The following is a 21,318-nucleotide window of genomic DNA, read 5'->3' on the forward strand; positions in this document are numbered from 1 at the left end:
CCTCTGAGCCAATCAACGCGTCACTGCTAAAACTTCACCGTCACTCCGAGGTTCGCACCGAAACCGGGCTCGTTGGAGCCTGAGCCATGGTAGCGGTAGGTTTTGTTTAGCAGGTTGTCCAGAGAGGCGGTCAGGATGAGGTTCTCGGTGACGGAGTAGCCGCCGCGCAGCGTAAGCAGGCAGAAAGAAGGCGTGCCGTTGGGCGGGACTCGCTGGGTGTCGAGCTGGTCGGAGGTGTTCATGCGCCCGGCCTCGCCATAGGTGAGACAGACGAACTCTGTCCAAAACCGTTGATCCGTGGTCTGCCAGCGCACGCCGGCATAGCCCACGAGCGGGGAGATTTTGCCCAGCGGCTCGCGGCGTTTCTGCGTGGTGATGCCGATGAACTGATCCACCTCGCCTTCCACCCAGGCCACATGGCCAAAGACGCTCCAGTGCTTGTCGATCTGCCAGCGTGCGGCGAACTCGAAGCCCTGCATGTAACCATCGCCGCCATTCGCCTTGGTGTCCTGCAGTGGCACGGAGGTGGAGCGACGGATGATCAGATTGTCCAGCTTGGTGTAGAAATAGGCCAGGCTGGCGGTGAGACTCTCGGTGTTTGCCTTGAGACCGATCTCATAGGTCAGGTATTTTTCCGGGGACAAGTCGGTGGCCGGTGTTTCTTTGCGCCCGGACAGCGCCACATCAAAACGCGAAAGGTCGGAGAGATTGGGCGCACGGAAGGCCTGCGACACACCGCCATACAGCGAATAGCGGTCACGTTCATCCAGGTCGATCACGAAGCGCACACTGCCGGAGAAGTTATCCCAGCTGCTGGCAAACGACTGCTGCGCGAGGGTGGTGGGGTTCTGGAAGCTGCCGAGCCTGGCCGTGGCATGCGTGTAACGCTCTCCGAGGAAGAGATGTACGCGTTCGCCAAGGTCGATGGCGTCCTGAATGTGAACCCCCAGCAGGCTGTAGCTCGAGTTGTCCGCCACGGCTCCCTGAAAAGGATTGTCCGAGGCATGGGACTGCACAAAGTCCTCATAGAAATCGACACCATAGACCCAGGTGCCGATGGGTGATTTGCTGGTGAACTGAAGATCAGAACCCAGCGTCGTGACGTCCACCTTGTTGTAGGATTGAACGCCGCCTCCAGTGACACGGAACTGGTTCTCCCCGGCAGTTTGCAGAGAGACGGTGAGGCTGGCGTTGTCGATGAACCTGTTCAGGTCCTTCCCGGCGAGGCGGGCATAAGTCAGGCTGCGCTCCTGGTCGAAAAGCCGCACGCGGTCAGTGCCGACGGTGGTGCCTTCAAAGGAAACGCCTGAGTTGGTGGAGTGCGTGCGCCACACATCGTTCTGGCGTACCTGCTGATGCGCGGCGGTGAAGGTCCACTGGTCGTCCAGCGCTATGTCCAGCCTCACATCAAAGGCCCACTGGTCGTACCCAGTGTGCCGCTGCCGCCGTCCGCTGCCATCGGTGACATCGCCAAACTGGCTCAAGGTGACACCGGCATGCAGACCCCACTTCTGCCCTTCGCCGATGCTGGTTTCGAGGTGCTCCACGTTGCTGTGCTCCGCCGTGGAGTAACGATAGTCGGCCCGGCCATGGGAGAAAAAGCCGCCTTCGGCTTCGCTGAGGAAGCCCGATCCCTTCGTGAAGGCATTCACCGTGCCGCCGATGGCATCGCTTCCATAGAGCACGGATCCTTGAGAAGGCAGCACTTCCACATGGTCGAGGCCATACTGATCCAGCGTGTTCCAGTACTGGTTCGGTCCATCACGAAAGGTGGAGTTGTTGAAGCGGATGCCGTCGACCATCATCAGGTTGCGGAAACCGGTGAAGCCGCGGATGAAAGGGGAACCCTGGCCGTTGGAGGTCTTCTGAATTGCCACGCCGGGCGTTTCCCGCAGCGCCTCGGGGAAGGTGCGTGTGAGGCGCTCCTCCATCTGTTTCTTGTCCAGCGTCTTCACCGCCGCAGGCACCTGGGACAGCGGAGTCGCGCTGCGCGTGGCCGTGATCACCACCTCGGGCAGGTCACCGGTCTTGGCGGGCTTTTTCTTTTTATCTTCTGCAATTTCAGCGGCAAAGCTGGCAGTGGAAAAGGCGAGCAGGAGTGGGAGGGAGAATCGGCGCATGGGTTCGATAGGCGTAGGCGTAATGCCAACCAAACATCAGCTAATTCTTTGTCATGCACGGGCTGCCGCTGAATTGATGAATGGACAAATAGTGTCCATTTTGGCATCGAGACGGAATCGGGTGGCGCGAAGGTGGCCTCGTCAGAAAGGAAGTCCATGCAGCAGGCTGAGCAGGTTTCACCCGCCGCCCGCTCCTATTTCCCAAACAGGCCCTTGATGCCGCCTGTATTGATCTTGGCCGCACCACCTTGAAGCATGTTTTTGAGGGCACCGCTGGCGCTGGCTTTGACGGCTTCGGTATTGAGCTGGCTGAGAATCAGAGCCGTCAGCTCGGCAGGAGTGATGCCTGCGGCACCAGTGCCGAGATTGGTGAGGCGGATCTCAGGGAGCGTCATCCTGGCGTCTGCACCTGGCACAACACCGGCTGCACTGGCGCTGAGTTTGGCACCGGTGATGAGCAGTTCATTCACCTGGAGTTTGACGGACTTCTTCGGCTTGCCGCCTGCCGGTGGTGCGGCTGAATTTGGGGCGGCATTGCCAGCAGGCGCGGTTTGCTGGGAGACAAAGTTCATCGCATTGTCGGCGATGTGCTTGAGATTGGTTCCACCAAGTCCTGCTTCGAGATTGATCTCTGGATCCGTGATCCGGATGTGCTGAATGACCACCTTGTCTGCGCTGACGCTGTTGAGGTCCAGGCCCACCTCCGCACGGCCAATGCGAACGGCATAAGGACCTGTGAAGCCCTTGGGATTGCCGATCTGGAAGTCTTCGATAAGACCGGTGCCGGAGAAGGGGGAGACACTCACATGCCGGACTGACACGCTGGTCTGAACCACCGGCGGCGTGCCCTGCTCAATACCAAACTTGACCAGATTGCCAAGCTGTGACCAGCCAAACCAAAGACCGGCGCTGATGATGAGCACGAGAACAACGACAATGCGGATGAGCCACTTCATAAAAGCCGCGAGCTTTCCCGGGGGAACAGGCGCTGTAAAGCTTCAAAACTGGCTTCTTCCGCAGTGGCGGGGTGCGGCCTGAGGCCGGACCTCAGCCTTCGGTGAACTGACCCAGAGCGCGGAATTTCTGATAGCGCTGCTCCAGCAACTGGGCGGTTGGAAGGGCGTTGAGTTCCTTGAGCGTGGCCAGCACCGCGTCTTTGAGTGAATTCGCTGCGGCGAAGTGGTCGTTGTGCGCACCACCGAGAGGCTCGGGGATGATGCCGTCGATGATGCCGAGCTTCGAGAGATCCTGGGCGCTGAGCTTGAGTGCAGAGGCGGCTTCGGGGGCGTGCTCTCGGTGTTTCCACAGAATGGCGGCGCAGCCTTCTGGGCTGATGACGGAGTAATAAGCGTTCTCCATCATGAGCACGCGGTCCGCGATGCCAATGCCGAGAGCACCACCGCTGCCACCTTCACCGATGACGATGGCGATGACCGGCGTGCGCAGGGTCATCATCTCACGCAGGTTAAAGGCGATGGCCTCTGCGATGTTGCGCTCTTCCGCGCCGATGCCTGGGAAGGCTCCGGGGGTGTCGATCAGAGTGATGATGGGCAGGCTGAATTTCTCGGCCATGCGCATGAGGCGGAGGGCTTTGCGGTAGCCTTCGGGATGCGCGCTGCCGAAGTTGCGCAGCAGGTTTTCCTTGGTGTCGCGGCCTTTCTGGTGGCCCAGGATCGCCACGCGCTGACCTCCGATGGTGGCAAATCCGGCGGGCATCGCGTTGTCATCGCCGATGTGGCGGTCACCATGCAGCTCCACGAACTCATCCGTGATGTGCTTCACATAGTCGAGCATGAAGGGCCGGCCAATGTGGCGGGAGATCTGCACGCGCTGCCAGGGGGAGAGATTGGCGTGAATGTCACGCTGCAGGTTTTCGGCCTTCGTTTCGAGATCGGCGATCTGCTGGGCCAGCTTGTCGCTGGGCTTGGCGGCCAGCTTCTTTTTGGCCTCCTCGATTTCTTCGCGGATTTTGACGATGGGCTTTTCGAATTCCAAAACTTGTTTCATGGCGGTCTGGTTGGGAAAGGGGTGGGAGGGATTATCTCACGAGGCTCAACTTTGAGCCTTTGCGAACGAGCGCAAAGAGTTCTTCGATGTCTTCACGGGCGAGGAAGATGCCGGTTTCCGCCGTTGGGGCGGGTGCTGGAGCGGGCATGGCGGCAGGAGCGCCAGATTTTTTTGGAGCAGGTGTCGGAGCTTTCGGTTCCTCAACAGTTAGGGCTCGGGCCACCGGGGGAGTGCGGAGGCTGATGCCGGATTTCGTGCCGGCAAACCATTTCTCTGCATCGACGTAGTTGGGGTCGGTGGAGACCACGGGCTTGCCATCAAAGATGGAGTTTTTTCCCGCGATCGTCATCTCCACCGGCAGGCGCATGCCGGGGGGCAGGCGGATGTCTTTCGCATTGTAAACTTTAAAGAGGTATTCTTTCTCACCCACTTTGCGCAGCAGCATGACCTGCTTTTTGGAAATGCTGACGCCGAGGTGGAAGTCCATCGGGATGATGGTGAGGTGGTCGCCGGGGTGCAGATTGAAGCTCATCAAACCGCTGGAGCGGATGATGGAGTCCACGGTCGTGTCGAACTTGGTGGCGATGGAGTTCAGCGAATTGCCCGGCTGCACGATGTAATCCTTCTTCCCGGCGGTGGAGTTCGCCGAGTAGAGCTGGTCCATGTTGATCTCACCAATGATGCGCATGGCCTCGGCGCAGGTCTTGGAGTCAGGGAACTGCTGGCAGAGTTTGTACAGCGCATCACGGCCGTCGTCAATTTTACCCTGGTGAATGAGCTCCACGGCGGCTTCGAAACGGCGGATGCCGGGGTCCACACGCGGGCGGTCCTTCGCCTTCATGGAGGCGATGTCCTGCTCCACCTGGCTCTCCTTGAGCAGGATGTTCATGTAAACCCAGTACCCCATCGCCAGAGTGCCTGCCACCAAGCCCACGGTGATGAGGAAAATCAGCAGTTTGATCTGGGTCTTGGCCATTGCGTGAACCTGCAAACTACCACTCAGCCCAGCAGGCCGCGGCGTTTGAAATCGAAGAGGTTGATGTTCTGGGACTTCTCGATCATCTCGACAGTGAACTTCAGCAGGCAGATTTCCCAGGTGTCGTCCACGCCTTGAATGACCGCACGCATCGGATTGCCCGATGAGCGAATGTTCGCGAGCAGCTTGCCCGTGACTTCTTCCATGGATTCATGGATGATCTGCTCGCTGATGTCGCCTTTGCGAAATTTGAAGCCGTATTTGAGGATCGCCAGCTTGTGCAGGTTGTCCCGCAGGAATTCGCCAAACCCGGCCACTTCGGGGCCAAAGCCTTCAAAGTCAAACTGGCCGGGCAGTTCCGGGCGCAGGATGAGAGGCTTCTCTGCCTCGATGCGGCCTTCACGCACGCGCACGGCACCGACGGTATCCATGAGTTCGGTGACGATCTGAAACTCGAAATGGGTGCTGCCAAAGGTGTCGATGCGGCGGTCCGGCTCATGGAGCACCTGGGTGTTTTCCAGGGCGTATTGAATATCGAACTCGGTGGGCATGATTTGGGGGTGGCTGAGACTAAGCTGCTTCCACGCAGGGGCCAGTGATTTCTTGGGTTCTCGGAGATGACAGGAACTGGCCGGATTCCGCCGAAAAGCAGGGCTGAGCTTTTGGGAAGCCCGCCCATGGCGGGATCGCGCGTGCCGGATACGCTGGATAATCAGAAACCTGCTTAAAGTGAGATTCGGGTGCCTTGTCATGCCTATGCTGAAATGACTCGAACATAAGCATTTCTGCCGGAGGGCCATGTAAGTTGACAGGTCTCGGGTGGGCTCTATTTAACTAGAAAAACAACCTTATGATTAGCGACTCAGCGCCTTCCCCCAGCGCTCGTCAGCGTGATCTCCGTAACTTATCACTCGGCCTGATGGCTGTGGTGCTTCTGGCCTGCCCCCTGCATGCCACGGATTTCAACTGGACGGGTACCACCAGTTCCGACTTTGCCGTCGGCGCGAACTGGGGTGGCACCGCGCCTTCGCCCACTGGCGGAGATACAGCTTCTCCGGTTGCCTGGCGGCTCAATGTAACGGGATCGCGCACGCTGGTTTACGCCGACGCCCAGGGGCACACAGTGCTGAGCGGCGGCAGCTTGGGCCGATCCCTCTTCATCGCCAACGGTGCCAACGGCTCGATGTCCATCACCGGCGGCATTTTCGAAAGCACGAGTTCGGCGGCAGACGGCATGGTCAACGGTACCAATGCCGTGGGATTGCTGAGCATTGACGGCGGCACCTACAGGAAGATCACGGGCATCGGTGCCGCATCCACCTTTGCCTTGTTCTACGGCGGTACGGGCAATACTCAGTCAACGCTCGACATCAACAGCGGCTCGTTTGAAGTGACGACGCTGGATTTGCAGAACAATGTCGGGAGTTCCACCCAGGCCGCTGGAGTTTATGAATCGGTCGTCAATCTCGACGGCGGCACTTTGTCCGTGGGCACCATCGTTCGAAGCGTGGTTTCAGCAGGCATCGATGCAGCGCTGAACTTCAATGGCGGCACGCTGCAGGCACGGCAGGACAGCACCACATTTCTGGCGAATCTCGCACAATTCACCGCCAATGTGCAGGCGGGTGGGGCGGTGATCGACACACAGGCCTTCAATGTCACCATCGCAGCACCTCTGGTGCATGACACGGCGCTGGGAGCCACCGCGGATGGCGGACTGGCAAAAGTGGGCACGGGTGCCCTGACACTGGCCGGTGCCAGCACCTACACCGGCGGCACCTTCATCAAAAATGGAAAGCTCATCGTGAGCGCTGGCAATGACCGCCTGCCCACGGGGACAGTGGTCACTCTCGGCGATGGCACGACCAATGACAGCGGCGTGCTGAAACTCGACTCAAACAGCCAGCGGCTCGCCGGACTGCTGACATCAGGAACGGGGGCCGGCAACAGCGTGGTCAATGGCAACGCCATTGCCGCCACGCTGACGCTCAGCATTGATGTGTCGGACATCTTTGCCGGAGTGCTGGGGGGAACGGGTACGAATGAAAACAACTTCGGCCTGACGAAAACAGGCGCAGGCGTGCTGACGCTTTCCGGCACCAATACCTACACCGGGGCGACGAGCATTCTGGCTGGCACGCTCCAGGCTGGAGTTGCAGGCGGGGGCTCCGTTTTTGGTGTGAATTCGGACATCTCTCTGGCTGATGCAGCGGGCGTCGTGCTTGACTTGAACGGTTTCAATCAAACGGTGGGTTCGCTGGCAGGCGGTGGCAGCACAGGCGGGCAGGTGACGCTGGGCAGTGCGACGCTGACTCTGGGTGGGAGCAATGCCAGCACGACGTTTGCTGGCATCATCAGCGGCGCTGGCGGTGCCTTGATCAAGACCGGCACAGGCGCTCTCACTCTTTCAGGCGCAAACAGCTACACGGGGCTCACCACGGTGAGTGCCGGTTTTCTCGTGGTGGGCAGCAATACCGCGCTGGGTGGCACCGTCGGTGGAACGAGCGTGGCCTCAGGCGGCACACTGGTGCTGGCCAACGGCGTCAAGGTGACAGGCGAGACTGTGGGCATCATCGGCAGCGGTGCCAACAGCATGGGTGCCCTGCAAACAGTGGCCGGTGGTGCGGCGGAATGGGCCGGTGTGGTGACGATCGAGGCTGGTGGCACGCGGTTGGGCGCTCAGGCTGGCGGTGTGCTGACCGTGAGCGGTGGCATTCAAAATGGTGCGTCAAATAATCTGGCCATCTCCGGTGAGGCTGGCACCGGCACAGTGCTCATCAGCGGCACGGGCAACACCTACACGGGCGTCACGCAGATCATTCGCGGCATTTTGAAGCTGGGCTCCACCAATGCCCTGCCGACGGCCACGGTGCTGGATGTGGACTCCCTGGGCTCGGCTGGAGTGAACGATGACGCGACCTTTGACTTGAACGGATTCAATCAAACGATCGCCGCATTGCAGCGCACTGGTACGGGTTTTGGCACCGGCGGCAGTTACATCACCAACCGCAGCAGCACGGGGGCCACTCTCACCGTGTCCTCCACCAGCACCACGACCTACAGCGGCGTCATTCAGGATGGTCTCGGGGTGGTGAATCTGGCGCTGAGCGGCGGGGGCAGTCTCACTCTCTCTGGTGCCAACACTTACACGGGGTTCACAACTCTTTCGGCTGCGAATACCGCGCTCGTGGTGGCCAGCAACACCGCGCTGGGCGGCACGGCGGGCGGCACGACGGTGAATGCTGGCGCGCGCGTGGTGCTGGCAAATGGCGTCGTCGTGACGGGTGAGACCATCACCATCACGGACAATGGTGGAAACAACAATGGTGCACTGCAAACCGCCTCCGGTGCCACGGCCGAGTGGGCTGGAAACATCATCGTCACAGGCGGCGGCGCCCGTCTTGGCGGCGGCGTCGGCGGTACGCTGATCGTGTCCGGCGTCATCAGCGGCAGCTCAACGATTTTGTTCAACCGGGCGGACAACGCCACCACAATCCTGAAAGCCGTGAACACCTACACGGGCGACACCCAGATGTACAGCAGCGGCTCACTCACCAGTTCCTACCTCATCATCGGCGTGGACAATGCGATCAATGCCGCGAGCCGCCTGTCCGTCATCACCACCGCCGCCACCAAGGCCAGCACGCTGGATCTCAACGGTCATGTGCTCACGCTTCGCGGCCTGGACACGTCCGGCAATCATGCCACTGGCGCGTTCCTGTTTGTGGCAAACAATTCGACCACCGCAGCCTCCGTGGTCACGATTTCTGACCCCGCCGCCAACACCACCTACTTTGCCGGCATCCTGAAGGACGGCAGCAGCGGGGCAGGGGGATTGTCTCTGGTGAAGAGTGGCATCAGCACTCAGGTGCTCATTGGTGCAAACACCTACACCGGCTCCACCACCGTCAATTCCGGCATCTTGCAGGTGGGCTTTGCGGTGTCCACCTATGGTGCCAGTGGTTCCCTGGCCTCCACCAGCTTCATCTTGAATGGGGGGACTTTCACCATCGACAACACCGGGGCCAGCAACAACAACGCCAACCGCCTGGCGGACTCGGCGGACTTTGCCTTCAAAGGCGGCTCTTTCATCTACAAAGGCTCCGATCAAGCAGCCACGAACTCCAGCGAGACCATTCATAATCTCACCCTGAACTCAGGATTGAAAACACTCAGCGTGATCTTCGGCGGCACCAATACGGCGACGCTGACGGCCAACCAGATCACGCGCCCGGCGCAGGGCGGCCTTCTCCTGGTCAATGGCGTGAATCTCGGCAAGGACTCACTCAGCACGGCCAGTGTGGCGCGGGTCTTTTTCACGGTCGTTCCAGACTTGGTGGGCGGTGCGGATGCGCTCTCGACGGGCATCAATGCCGCGGCGCAGAACACCAAAATCGTCCCCTATCTGCTCGGTGCGGCCACGCTGACAAGCGGCGGTGTGGGAACAGCCAGCACCACGCCCAACACTTTCATGACTTACAATGCGACGACCGGTCTGCGCCCGCTGAACCCCACGGATGAGTTCACGCAGAATGCGATCGTGGCCGGAAACAACACGCGCCTTACCACGGACACGCCCATCAGCACTACGGCTGCGATCAATTCGCTGATTCTCGACGGTGCCAGCGCGACGATTGCTGGCGGGCAGACGCTGACGGTGAGCAGCGGAGCCATCTTGTTCGCCTCGGGCAATGGTGTGGGAATCAATGGAGGCACGCTCGACTTTGGCGCCCGCGAAGGCTTGATCACAATCAATTCCGTGGGCAACACCTTCATCAGCTCCGTGGTCACAGGCAGCGCCGGGGTCAGTTATTCTGGCACAGGCATCCTGGTGCTGGCGACACAGCAGAACACGTACACAGGTGACACGATGCTGCAGGTCGCGCTGGTGATTCCGCAGTCGAGTTCCATGGGCCCGGCGGGTGCGCCCACGAGCGGTCCGTTTGGGCAGGGGACGGTGATTTTCAACGGCTCCTCCATCCGCGCCACCTCGTCCTATGCGATCACCATCGGCAACAACATTCAGTTCAATGCGGACACCACGTTTGTGAGCAGCGGCACAGCCAGCCTCGACAAGGTGCTCACGTTCACCGGGAATGTGACGCTGGCGGGAGGCACCCGCACACTCACTCAGAGCTCGGGTGCCAACACCGTCTTTTCCGGCAGCATTGGCGATGGTGGCAACAATCTCGGCCTGACCATCGCTGGCAGCGGCCCCAGTGCAGTGGTGCTGTCTGGTACCAGCACCTACACCGGTGTCACCCAGGTGAATGGCAGCACGCTCCAGGTGGGTGCCAATGGCACGGGCACTTCGGGCACCGGCGCGGTAAAGGTGGCCAGCGGTGCCACGCTCGCGGGCTCTGGTTTCGTGCAGGGCGCCACGGTGATGAATACCGGATCGGTGCTGCAGCCGGGAGATGTGACGACGGGTGGCACCACAAGCACGACGGTGACCAGCAACAACACGCTCACCTTCACCGCAGCGAATACAGCCCTCACCGTGAATGACGGAGCGCAGATCCGCCTCGGCATTTCCAGCCCCACGCTGACCTCCAACGTGATCTCCTTCTCGAACGGACTGTTCCATTACAATGGCCATGACTACAGCAGTGCGCTTTCCCTGTTCAGCAGTGAGTCGGGTGCGCTCACCACCTGGAACACCGGCCCCACCAGCGTCAGCAATCACGACTTCATCAAACTCACGGATGCCACGGGCACCCTGAGCATCGGCAACCGTGCCGGCGGCGCCTGGGGACAGGGATCGGTGGTGGTGAATTCCAGCATGGGCTCAGTGGCCGTTGGCCAGGTCTTCAATTTGATCGACTGGAACGGTGCGGCGATCAGCGGGAATTTCGACGTGGGTGGTCTGACCTTTGTGGATGCCAGCGGCAATGCCATTGCTGGAGATCTGGACCTGGCGGCGCTCGGCGCTGGCTTCGGCTGGGATGTGAGCGCCTTTCAGACCTACGGCATCATTGTGGTGGTGCCTGAGCCGGGGCGTGCCTGCCTGCTGCTGTTCGGCCTGCTGGGTTTGGGGCTGCGCCGGCGGCGCTGAGTTGATTCATTCCACCATGGCTTGTCAGCTTGCAACGTGACTGCGGGCGGACTATCGACGTAGGATGAAGCTCCCGCCCCACCTGCTCGACGAAATCATCCTCTCACTCGGAGAGGTCTTTGTGGGCAAACGCTATGCGGACAAGGTGATCGAGTTCACCTTCAAACGGCATCGCAAGTGGGGCAGCCGGGACCGCCGCATCTTCGCTGAGTCGATCTATGAATGCGTGCGCTGGTGGCGCTGGTTCTGGTATCTGGCCGGGCTGCCTGACGAAGAGCACACGCAGCCGGAGAACATCACCCCGGAGCGTCTCTGGCGTGTGTGGGCCGCCTATTGGATTTCCAACGGTCGTGATTTGCCCAAGGATGAAACCGCGCCCGAGGTGAAGCCGGAGGATGTGATGAAACGTGCCAAAGCAGGCGCGTCTCCTGCGATCCGTGCCGCAATCCCGGACTGGCTGGAAGCACGTGGCACTCGTGAGCTTGGTGCCGCATGGCCCGCGCTGCGCGAGTCGTTGAATCTCCCTGCGGATGTGTTCATGCGCGTGAACACGCTCAAAAACGACCGACGTGCCCTGCGCGAGCGTCTCGGCCAGGAAGGCTATGAAACCGAAGCCGTGGATCAGGTGCCCAGCGCCCTGCGTCTGAAGCAGCGGGCGAATTTGTTTGGCACCGATTCCTACAAGGCGGGCCTGTTCGAGGTTCAGGACGCAGCCTCTCAGCTCATCGCACCGTTTTTGCAGCCAGAACCCGGCATGCGCGTCATCGATGCCTGTGCTGGTGGCGGTGGCAAGGCGCTGCACCTCGCGGCCATCATGCGCAACAAAGGCCGCCTGCTGGCGCTGGACATTCATGCCTGGAAGCTGGCCGAACTGCGCAAGCGCGCCTCACGTGCCGGGGTGGACATCCTTGAAGCGCGCGAGATCGAAGGCTCGAAGACCGTGAAACGCCTCGCGCAAAAAGCGGATCGTGTGCTTCTAGATGTGCCGTGCTCCGGCATGGGCGTTCTACGCCGCAATCCGGATGCGAAGTGGAAACTGAGCGATACCGAGATCGACCGTCTCATCGCCCTCCAGGCCGAGATTCTTGAAAGCTACAGCCGCATGGTCGCCCCCGGCGGCAAGCTGGTCTATGCCACCTGCAGCATCCTGCCCAGCGAAAACGAACTCCAGGTCCAGGCTTTCCTGGCCAAACACGGTGAGGAATGGACCCTCGAAGAAGAACTTCACCGCACGCCAGAGACCGGAGCATTTGACGGATTCTATGCAGCACGCTTGATGCGTAAAGCTGCTCCGCAGAATGAAGAAACCAAAGTGGCCAATGTCGAAGCTGCTCCGAATGTCGAAGTTGTTCCGAATGCTCCAGCCGTTTAGGCCTTGGAGCTTCGGATTTCATTCGTCATTCGGGAATTCGACATTGATTCGCTGCGCTCACCCTTCGGGCTCCCTACGGTCGTCTGTCGCGGTTCGCTCGGCTCGTCATTTTCTAATGGCACCCGCAACCCGTGCCGCAGGAGCCACCCCCGCTTGAGGCCTGGGAGCCACCGCTGCTGCCGCCCATCATGCCCGTGCCACCAATCGGCACGCGACGGACCGGCTGGCCGCTGTCCGGGTGCTGCGTGAGCGCGGCGTCCTTCATGCTCTGGCGGATTTCAAAACGCTTGGTGGGTTCACCTTCAAACTGGGGGATGGTTTCGTAAACGTAGGTGGGCATGATCAGAAATGTCGAATGTTCGAAATACGAATGCCGAATGAATGACACTGCGCAAGGCAGGAAATAAAAACGGCGTCCCCGTGAACGGACGCCGCGTGGGAGTAATGGGACGATAGATCAGGCTTTCGCTGCCATCTCTTCCTCAATGGTCAGAGGCTTGTAGCCGCCGATGGACTTGAAGTAGACCAGGAGGAGCAGGTAGATCACGGCCATCGTGCCGGGGATGTAGGAGTCAAACTTCAGAGTCTTACGGTCGCCCTGCTGATCGGCCAGCACCACGGCCTTCTGATCAGGAGTCTTTTCCTTGGCTTCCTTGGCTTCGGAGAGCTTCTTGCCATCAAGGCCGATGGCGGCGGTCGCTTCCAGATTGAGGAACTTGCTCGGAGCTTCGGCCTTGTAGGTTTCGTACAGGGCGGGGTTGGAGGCCTTCAGGGACTCACCAGCGAAGCGGTCCTTTGTATAGCCGAGGCCAGGACCACCGATGATGCCAGCGGAGAGCATCCCGATGCCACCCATGATGGAGATGGCCACAGCGCCCGTACTTGGGAAGCGGTCAGAAGCGACGGCGAGCATCGTGGGCCAGAAGAAGGTCTTGCCGAAGGCATACACGCCCAGGGCGACGAGCGCCGTGCCGAAGGTATTCATGCCGGAGGCCAGCGTGAGGCCGCCACAAGCGAGGGCTGCGCAAATGCAGAGCAGACCGACAGGGGAGAGCTTGAGCGTCTTTTCGATCCAATGAGCGCAGAAGCGCAGACCGAACATGATGGCGGAGGTCCAGAGGAAGAGGGCCTTGCCCTGCTCAGGGGTGAACAGGTTGCCGGTGATGTTCTGGATCCAGCCGTCCGTGCCGAGTTCGACCGCACCGACGAGGGCGTGAGTGACGAAGAGGACGAAAAGCACAAGCGATCCAAGCGAGAACTTGGTGAGCACACCCACGGCGATCAGCACAATGCCGCCCGTGGCGTAGCCGAGGTTCTTGGCCAGAGCAGGCTCAACGGTGAGCACATCCTTGAAGAAGCCTTCCGCAAAGAAGGAAAGGAGGAAGCAGGCCACGGCACCGCCGAGAATGCCGACGTCCTTGAGCATGTTGCCAAAGCTGACGCCCTTGGCCGCAGCGGCGGACTGGGGGAACTTCTGGCCCATGAACATGAGGCCGTAGATCACGGTTGGAATGAGATAGAGCGCGAGCTGGATGCGCCAGTTGATCTCCATTTTGTCGTCAAGGAACCAGCCGATGATAACACCGATCACCATGCCGGCAGGCCAGGAGGCGTGCAGGATGTTGAGGTAATGCGTGCGGTTTTCCGGGAACAGCGTGGCGACCAGCGGATTGGCCACGGCTTCCAGGGTGCCATTCGCGAAAGCGAAGATGAACATACCAAGGGAGAGCACCATGAAGGCGCTGCTGCCGCTGGCGGTGAAGGTGACGAGCGCGGAGACGATGTGCAGCAGGAAGGCCACCACGACGAGCTTGCCGTAGCCGATCTTGTCCACCACGACACCGCCAAGGATGATGCCGAAGCAGAAGCCGTTGAAGCCCATGCCGCCGATGGCTCCGAGCTGCGCGCCCGTGAAGCCGAACTCCTTCGCCCAGTTGTCAAAGATGCCGCCGCGGATGGCGAAGCCGACGCCGGCCGCGAGAATGGCCATGAAGCCGGCCCAGAGAAGTCTCATTCGATTGTTTTCGCTCATAGAGGAGGGAGTGGAGTGTGTGTGTTGGTTGGAGTGATAGTTGCGGGAACGGGCGTGTTTTAGGTGCCACGCCTCTGAGCGACAAGGAAAAAGTGTTCTCAAGACTGAGAAGTTGCCAGAACACGCAGCGGAAAGGTCCGCAAGTCGCGTCCAGAAAAAGACCTTTGCTGTGAGCGCTTTCGGGCGGGCGGACCTGTTATCGCAGCGAAGCCTGTCGATCTTGCAGTGAATGCAGGGGGCTCTCGATTCTGCGTTGCGGGTCAGTGGGCCGGGCTGGCATCTCCTTCGGAAATCACGACCGGTTTGTACCCACCACGGGCCTTGAACCAGAAGAACATGCCAAGATAGCAGGCCAGCATGAAGCTGGGGAGAATGGCGATGGTGGTGAAGACGCTGCGCTTGCTCGCGGCCTGCACGCTCTCGAGTTCCTGATGCTGAGGGGCAGGGAGGGCCTTGATTTTTTCCTGGTTCAGCGTTGGCGCATTGCCGAAGATGCCAGCCTTGGGGTCGCCTTTGATCTGGGAGTACAGAGCGCTGTGCTCAGTCGCGGAGAGACGCTCGGCCATGTCGAGATCCTGCTTGTGACCGATGTAGGGGCTGCCCAGCACGCCCAGGAAGAGTACGCCCACAGCGGAGACGCCATTGAGGGTGAGGGCCCCGCCTTTGGGGAACTGCTCGGCGGTGAGCCCCAGCGTGGTGCTCCACAGGAAGGTCTTGCCCAGAGCATACACCGTCGCTGCCGCGAGGATAACCCAGCCAGTGGCATGGGAGAGGAAGATCAGCCCGGTGATGGCAATGGCCCCGCTGATGACCAGCAGGCCGATGGGGGAGAATCTGTGCACGATGGGGCCGGCGTAAAAGCGCAGCACCGTCATGATGACGGAGACATACACAAAGATCCACGTGGCGAAGTTCGGGAAATCCGGGCCGCTGAGCTTGAGCAGTTCCGGCATCCACCCATCGGTGCCGAGTTCGGTCGTGGCCAGCGGCCCGATGGTGATGAGAACAACGATGAAGAGCCAGTTGCCCAGTGAATGGGTATAAAAGCCAGTGGCCGCACCCAGCACCAGTCCGGCGATGAGCGAGTCCCTCAGGGAGGCCTCGTAGCCGATCATCTGCATGACCGCGCAGTAAACCAGGGAACCGATGATGAAGGAGCCCACCGCACCCACTTCCTTGAGCATGTCGCGGTAGCTCACACCGGCGGCCACGCGCTCATTCACTGGGAATGTCCGTGGGAGGATCAGCAGCGTGTAAAGCACCACGGGGATGAAGCACAGCGCAAAGCGGAACTGCCACACGGCATTGAAGAACAGCTTCGTTTCTGGCAGCAGCGCACAAAACAGCGCGCCCAGCGCCAGGCCTGCGGGCCAGCCTGCATGCAGGATGTTCAGCCACTTCGATTTGTTCTTGCTGAAGATCGTGGCGACGACCGGGTTGATGAACGACTCCACCGTCCCATTCGCCACCGCGATGAGCAGCGAGCTCCAGTAAAAGTCTTCATACCCGGAGGCGCGCAGGGTGAGCACCAGCGAAACGACATGACAGCCGGCGGCGAACAGCGCGACCGTTTTGTAGCCAATGCGGTCAATGATCAGGCTGAAGAAGATGATGCTCAGCGCAAATGGCCACATGCCCGCGCCATTGATGGCTCCCTTCTGCGACTCAGACAGATTGAAGCTGTTCTGCAACTCGCCAATCGTGTTGGCACGCACACCAAACACAAACGAGGTGGCTACCAGGGCGATGAAGCAGGCCCAGAAGAGTTTCATGTCGGCTTTGCCGGAGGTGGTCTGAGTCATGGCGTGGGAGGGGGGCGGTCAGGGAGTGGGCGATTCCAGCAAAAGCCGCCTCACAGCGCAACGTCTTTTTCCCAGTTCGAAAAATAACCGCATAATCCTCTTGAGTGGGAATCTCAGGTTTGCGCCGCAGAGCCCCTACAACCTCCGCAACCCATCCTCCGTCATCGCGCACGGGATCGCTTCATCAATCTCATTGATGCGGGTCAGCGTTTCAGCACTCAGCACCAGATCCGCAGCGGCCAGGCTCTCATTCAACTGCGCCACCGTGGTGGCACCGACGATGGTGGAGGCCACGAAGTCATGCTGCTTGCTCCAGGCCAGGGCCAGTGCAGTAACGCTGACACCGAGATCTGCCGCGATGACCTGCAACCGCGCCGTGGTCTCAAGGCTGCGCTCATTGACAAAGCGCGCGGCCATTCGCTTCTGCCGTGGGCCGCCGTTCTGGATGTAGTCAGTGAAGCGTGCACCCTTGGGCAGGGCACCGCCATTGTACTTGCCGCACAGCACGCCGCCACCTAGTGGTGAGTAGGGCAGCAGGCTCACGCCTTCCTTGCGGCAGACCTGGGCCAGTTCGCTCTCGCAGCGGCGGTTGATGAGGGAGAAATTGTTCTGCACCGTGGCCATGCGGGCCAGACCGTGCTTCTCCGCCTCCCAGAGGTTTTTCATCACACCCCAGCAGGTTTCATTGCTGCTGCCCCAGGCGCGGATCTTGCCCTGATCGATGAGATCCGTCAGCGCCCCCAAGGTCTCTTCCTGCTGCATGCCGTGATCCGGCCAATGCGTCTGATACAGGTCGATGTAATCCGTCTGCAGCCGGCGCAGGCTGTCCTCGCAGGCCTGGAAAATCTGGCGGCGGTCCAGCGCCGTGAAGCCACCGCGCACCGGCGGGCGAAACCAGCCATGCCCAGGCCCCGTCACCTTCGAAGCAATGATGATCTCACCCCGCTTCTGCCCCTTGAGCCACTTGCCCACGATCTGCTCCGTCACTCCAAACAGCTCCGCGCTCGGCGGCACCGGATACAGCTCTGCCGTGTCAAAGAAGTCGATCCCCGCCTCAAGGGCCCGGTCCATGATTTCAAAAGACGTTTTCTCATCGGCCTGTAGGCCAAAGGTCATGGTTCCCATGCAGATGTCCGTGACAACGATACCCGTGCGGCCAAGGCGTTTTCGATTCATAAGGCGCGGATGCTAACGAGGCGAGCGCGCAGGGCAAGACATGGATGGAGCGCACGCGTTCCGCGTCCTCGCCGACACAGACCCGGTACAATCTTGACAGGTGAACACTCGCGGGCAGAAGCGCAGACGGACCGGGAAGATCTGAATGCCGCGCAGGTCCACGCGCGCAATTTGATTGCCTCGGACGCGGATTTGCGACAAAAGCAGCCCTCCCTGTGCATCTCACCCTCCCATACAAGGACAATCAAATCGTTCTCACGGAGGAGACGTGGGACCTTCCACGCTACGATGCGAAATCAGCGGACAATGCTTGTGCGCTTGGGGAGGAGATTTTCCTGGGGGATGAAGGCTTTTGCCCCTCGTCGCGTCATCGGATTGTGGTCAAAGAGGGCGATACGATTCTTGCATCACGTGTTCTTTTGGCGGCAGGCGGCGCCAGTGGTGTCCATGCGCACTCGGCGTTCATCCGGGAGGATGTTTGCTTCGTCGCGGTCGGACCCTTTGTCTGCGCGTTGGAGCTGCCGGTGCTGCGTTTGCTCTGGCATGCCGAGGCAGATGACGCGACGTGCTTCGGGGCTTACGATGCGCCGGGTTATTCGAGCATCATCTCCCACGGGGAGCTGGAAATTTCACGCCTCAGCTACGCGGGTGAGCTGCTTTGGTCAGCGAGCGGGAGTGACATTTTCTCCGAGGGCTTCGAGCTTCACGCGCACCATGCGGAGGCCATCGACTTCAATGGTGTTCGCTATAGATTTGATCTTGAAACGGGCAGGCCCATTGAATCGCAATGATCACTGCTGGCGGTCGGGGAAACTGTTGGGTTAAAGTCCCAGTGGATTCTTCACCCGACCTTCTCGGTGCTTGAAGGGTGGAGCGGGCGAACAGAGAAAGTCACAGTGCGCCGTCCGGAGGATGCCGAGTTGGAGACCACCGCAAGATCAACATGGCGCATCCGAGCATTCGCGATCCTGATTTTCCCTCGGCGGCGCGGTGGAGGATCACTGTCTGGCTGACAGAGCGTGCTGAGGAAGAAGTTCCGCCCGGAAGCAGGATGATCGTGTCACCCGAAGTCCCAGCTGCCATGCTTCCCAATAAGGGAGGGGGCCTGACGTTGCGGTATGCATTCCTGCGTTACCGCCGATTCTTCTGATTGAAATTCGCCACCGTCCGGGCCGCTTCGCGATTCTCAGCCTTCTCCTTCAGATCCTGTCTCTGGTCGCCGTGGGTCTTGCCTTTGCCGACACCTATCTCGATCTTGATGTGGTGGCCTTTCCAGTAGGCGCGCAGAATTGGCAGTGCGAGCCCCTTTTGCTGCGTCTGGGCGAGCAGCTTCATGATCTCGTTCTTGTGCAGCAGGAGCCGGCGGGTGCGGCGGGGCTCGTGGGTGGTGTGGCTGGCCTTCTCGTAGGTCTGAATGTCACAGCCATAGAGCCAGACCTGGCCGCGATCCACGCGGGCGAAGGCGTCTGAGATATTCAGCTTCCCGAGGCGGATGGATTTCACCTCGGTGCCGCGGAGTTCGACGCCAGCCTCGTACTTTTCGAGGATGTGGTAGTCGCGCGGGGCTTTGCGGTTCGTGGCGATCTCGGACATGGGTCGCGCGGGGAACCGCTGATGTTAACGAAGAACTGGCGGTTCTGCCGGGGAGGGCAGGGTGGCCTAGCTCTTGTCGATGGTGGCGATGGTGATCTTGCCCTGAATGATTTCAAGTAGGGCGAGGTCGGCTTCACGGAGGCCGGGGCGGCGCTCGACGAGAACCGCATGGCCCGCGGCGATCTGACGGACTCGCTTGGAGACCATGTTGATCAGGATGGGGTGATCTTTGACGATTAGCGCGGCTTGTTCGACGAGGTCAGCTCTCATAAATTGAAATTGGGGCTGGGATTGGGGGGGCAGAGAATAAGGGGAGACTCGTGGGGTGCAACTGTTATGTTCCTGCTTTTCCCCTTGCGGAATGGGGGGCGGTATTGTCTCATCGGCGCTCGATTTGACTCATGAAGAAAGCTCTAATTACCGGCATCACAGGACAGGACGGCTCGTATCTCACGGAATTGCTGCTCGAAAAGGGCTATGAAGTACACGGGATCATCCGCCGGGCCTCAAGCTTCAACACGGGGCGTCTTCAGCACTTGTTTGAGCCGGAATCACACCTGCCTTCAAAGCATCTGCACCTGCATTACGGGGATTTGATGGACTCAGTGGCACTGGTAAAGCTGCTCTATGATCTGAAACCGGACGAGGTGTACAATTTGGGGGCTCAAAGCCACGTACGTGTGTCGTTTGACGTGCCGGAGAGCACCGGAGACATCGTGGGCTTGGGGACACAGCGCATTCTGGAAGCCATCCGCGAGACCGGCTTGGTGGGCAAAGTGCGCTTTTACCAGGCCTCGTCCTCGGAGATGTTTGGCAAGGTGCAGGAGGTTCCGCAGGTGGAGACCACGCCTTTCTGGCCCCGCTCCCCCTACGCCTGTGCGAAAGTTTATGGCCACTGGCTGACGGTGAACTACCGCGAAAGCTACGGCCTGCATGCCAGCAGCGGCATCCTGTTCAACCATGAGTCGCCACGCCGTGGGGAGACCTTTGTGACTCGCAAGATCACCCGTGCGGCCACACGCATCAAAATGGGGCTGCAGGACAAACTCTTTCTGGGGAACATGGATGCGAAGCGTGACTGGGGCTACGCCAAGGACTACGTGGAAATGATGTGGATGATGCTCCAGCAGGATGAGCCGGATGACTATGTGATCGCCACGAACGAGACGCACAGCGTGAAGGAATTCGTTCAGGAGACCTTCGGCGCGCTGGATCTCGACTGGGAGCAGCACGTCAAATATGACGCCCGCTATGAACGCCCGGCGGAGGTGGAACTCCTCATCGGGGATCCGGCCAAGGCCCGCAAGAAGCTGGGCTGGGAGCCGAAGGTGAAATTCAAGGAACTGGTGAAGATCATGGTGGAGGCTGATCTGCAGCTTGCGAAGCATGAACTGGCGGTGAAGAACGTCAAAGCTGCCTGATTGGCTGGAGCGTGGCCGGGGAAAATGAGTGATTTTGTGCGCTGGTGCGTACGAAGTCACATTGCGGGTCGGACCGCTCTGCTTTGCACCCCAGGAGAACTCGAGACGGGCCTCACCTCACACAAGCTGCACGCGCTTTGCCGCCGCGTCACCAAGCCTCTACGCAGTTTTCTACTTGGCTGCGGTAGAAACGATCTGCGGGTAATCGGCAAGCTGGATCAGCGGGATGCCATAACGCCCGGCGATGGCATCTGCCTCGGACTCAGGGTAATCGTCGCGGAAATAGACTTCTTTGACACCATAGGCGCAGAGCATCTGCATGCAGCTGGTGCAGGGCTTGGTGGTGCAGGCGACGAGCTTCACATTGCCCCGGGTGAACAGGCTGCACAGGTTCACCTCGGCATGCAGCATGTATTTACGTCGTGCATCCCGATCTGCCCAAAAATCAGGATCTGCATCGTAGCCGGGCGCAAGGCCATTGTAGGCGGTTCCGATCACCCGGTTGTCAAAGTCAATGGCCACCGCCCCAACCTTCCGAAAGGGATCCTCCGAACGCAGGCTGGCCACGTGGGCAAGCGCCATGGCGTATTCTGGTATGGTCAACCGCGCTGCCGGGGCAGGATGGGCTTCAATGGACATTGCCGCACATGAACTTTTAAACCTCCTGAGTCAAACAGGAGCGGTGGAGGCATGCATTTTTCAGCCGTCTTAAAATTCATTTGAACATGTTACAATGAACACTATATAGCTCTCGGAAAGTTGTC

The 21,318-nt window shown here is 60.0% G+C and carries 16 protein-coding genes; 4 read left to right on the forward strand and 12 right to left on the reverse strand.

The window, feature by feature from the left end; genetic code table 11:
* Positions 1-26: 26 nt before the first annotated feature.
* From AC3RLQ_RS31435 to AC3RLQ_RS31455, 5 genes are all read right to left on the reverse strand, one after another.
* Positions 27-2,120: a TonB-dependent receptor plug domain-containing protein gene (locus tag AC3RLQ_RS31435; protein WP_493033110.1), complete on the reverse strand. Its 2,094-nt coding sequence runs from the start codon at positions 2,118-2,120 to the stop codon at positions 27-29.
* Between the two features lie 194 nt (positions 2,121-2,314).
* Complete coding sequence (locus AC3RLQ_RS31440) at positions 2,315-3,076, reverse strand: AsmA family protein (protein ID WP_493033112.1); 762 nt, start codon at positions 3,074-3,076, stop codon at positions 2,315-2,317.
* Between the two features lie 91 nt (positions 3,077-3,167).
* The gene (locus AC3RLQ_RS31445; RefSeq protein WP_493033114.1) at positions 3,168-4,127 is read right to left on the reverse strand and encodes an acetyl-CoA carboxylase carboxyltransferase subunit alpha; all 960 of its coding nucleotides are present in this window, start codon (positions 4,125-4,127) and stop codon (positions 3,168-3,170) included.
* A 31-nt stretch (positions 4,128-4,158) separates the two neighbouring features.
* A complete protein-coding gene (locus AC3RLQ_RS31450) occupies positions 4,159-5,103 on the reverse strand; it encodes a LysM peptidoglycan-binding domain-containing protein (RefSeq protein WP_493033116.1) in 945 nt (314 codons plus the stop codon).
* Between the two features lie 23 nt (positions 5,104-5,126).
* On the reverse strand, positions 5,127-5,654 hold the full coding sequence (locus AC3RLQ_RS31455) for a hypothetical protein (protein ID WP_461525483.1): 528 nt from the start codon (positions 5,652-5,654) through the stop codon (positions 5,127-5,129).
* Positions 5,655-5,953: 299 nt separating this feature from the next.
* Here AC3RLQ_RS31455 and AC3RLQ_RS31460 point away from each other — a divergent pair, with 299 nt between their 5' ends.
* The gene (locus AC3RLQ_RS31460) at positions 5,954-11,158 is read left to right on the forward strand and encodes a beta strand repeat-containing protein (RefSeq protein ID WP_493033118.1); all 5,205 of its coding nucleotides are present in this window, start codon (positions 5,954-5,956) and stop codon (positions 11,156-11,158) included.
* Positions 11,159-11,222: 64 nt separating this feature from the next.
* Complete coding sequence (locus AC3RLQ_RS31465) at positions 11,223-12,530, forward strand: RsmB/NOP family class I SAM-dependent RNA methyltransferase (protein WP_493033119.1); 1,308 nt, start codon at positions 11,223-11,225, stop codon at positions 12,528-12,530.
* Between the two features lie 112 nt (positions 12,531-12,642).
* Here AC3RLQ_RS31465 and AC3RLQ_RS31470 read toward each other — a convergent pair whose 3' ends face one another.
* The 4 genes from AC3RLQ_RS31470 to AC3RLQ_RS31485 all read right to left on the reverse strand — a co-directional run bounded on the left by AC3RLQ_RS31470 (position 12,643) and on the right by AC3RLQ_RS31485 (position 17,540).
* Positions 12,643-12,870, reverse strand: coding sequence for an FmdB family zinc ribbon protein (locus tag AC3RLQ_RS31470; protein WP_461528582.1), 228 nt, complete (start codon positions 12,868-12,870; stop codon positions 12,643-12,645).
* Between the two features lie 117 nt (positions 12,871-12,987).
* On the reverse strand, positions 12,988-14,544 hold the full coding sequence (locus AC3RLQ_RS31475) for an MFS transporter (RefSeq protein ID WP_493033121.1): 1,557 nt from the start codon (positions 14,542-14,544) through the stop codon (positions 12,988-12,990).
* A gap of 278 nt (positions 14,545-14,822) precedes the next feature.
* Positions 14,823-16,364: an MFS transporter gene (locus AC3RLQ_RS31480; protein WP_493033123.1), complete on the reverse strand. Its 1,542-nt coding sequence runs from the start codon at positions 16,362-16,364 to the stop codon at positions 14,823-14,825.
* A 135-nt stretch (positions 16,365-16,499) separates the two neighbouring features.
* Positions 16,500-17,540, reverse strand: coding sequence for an aldo/keto reductase (locus AC3RLQ_RS31485; protein WP_493033125.1), 1,041 nt, complete (start codon positions 17,538-17,540; stop codon positions 16,500-16,502).
* A gap of 215 nt (positions 17,541-17,755) precedes the next feature.
* On the opposite strand from AC3RLQ_RS31485, the gene AC3RLQ_RS31490 reads away from it, so the two are divergent.
* Positions 17,756-18,331, forward strand: coding sequence for a hypothetical protein (locus tag AC3RLQ_RS31490; protein WP_493033127.1), 576 nt, complete (start codon positions 17,756-17,758; stop codon positions 18,329-18,331).
* A 340-nt stretch (positions 18,332-18,671) separates the two neighbouring features.
* On the opposite strand, the gene smpB is transcribed toward AC3RLQ_RS31490, so the two are convergent.
* Together smpB and AC3RLQ_RS31500 are read right to left on the reverse strand one after the other, a co-directional pair.
* Complete coding sequence (smpB, locus tag AC3RLQ_RS31495) at positions 18,672-19,133, reverse strand: SsrA-binding protein SmpB (RefSeq protein WP_493033129.1); 462 nt, start codon at positions 19,131-19,133, stop codon at positions 18,672-18,674.
* A 66-nt stretch (positions 19,134-19,199) separates the two neighbouring features.
* Positions 19,200-19,403 carry a DNA-directed RNA polymerase subunit omega gene (locus AC3RLQ_RS31500; protein WP_422317765.1) on the reverse strand — a complete coding sequence of 68 codons (204 nt, stop codon included), beginning with the start codon at positions 19,401-19,403 and terminating at the stop codon, positions 19,200-19,202.
* Positions 19,404-19,534: 131 nt separating this feature from the next.
* Here AC3RLQ_RS31500 and gmd point away from each other — a divergent pair, with 131 nt between their 5' ends.
* The gene (gene gmd, locus AC3RLQ_RS31505; RefSeq protein ID WP_493033132.1) at positions 19,535-20,554 is read left to right on the forward strand and encodes a GDP-mannose 4,6-dehydratase; all 1,020 of its coding nucleotides are present in this window, start codon (positions 19,535-19,537) and stop codon (positions 20,552-20,554) included.
* A gap of 171 nt (positions 20,555-20,725) precedes the next feature.
* Here the strand turns inward: gmd and AC3RLQ_RS31510 are convergent, their stop codons facing one another.
* A complete protein-coding gene (locus AC3RLQ_RS31510) occupies positions 20,726-21,193 on the reverse strand; it encodes a cytidine/deoxycytidylate deaminase family protein (protein ID WP_493033134.1) in 468 nt (155 codons plus the stop codon).
* Positions 21,194-21,318: the final 125 nt, after the last annotated feature.

The organism is Prosthecobacter sp. GW821-HT29F12 (assembly GCF_058803405.1).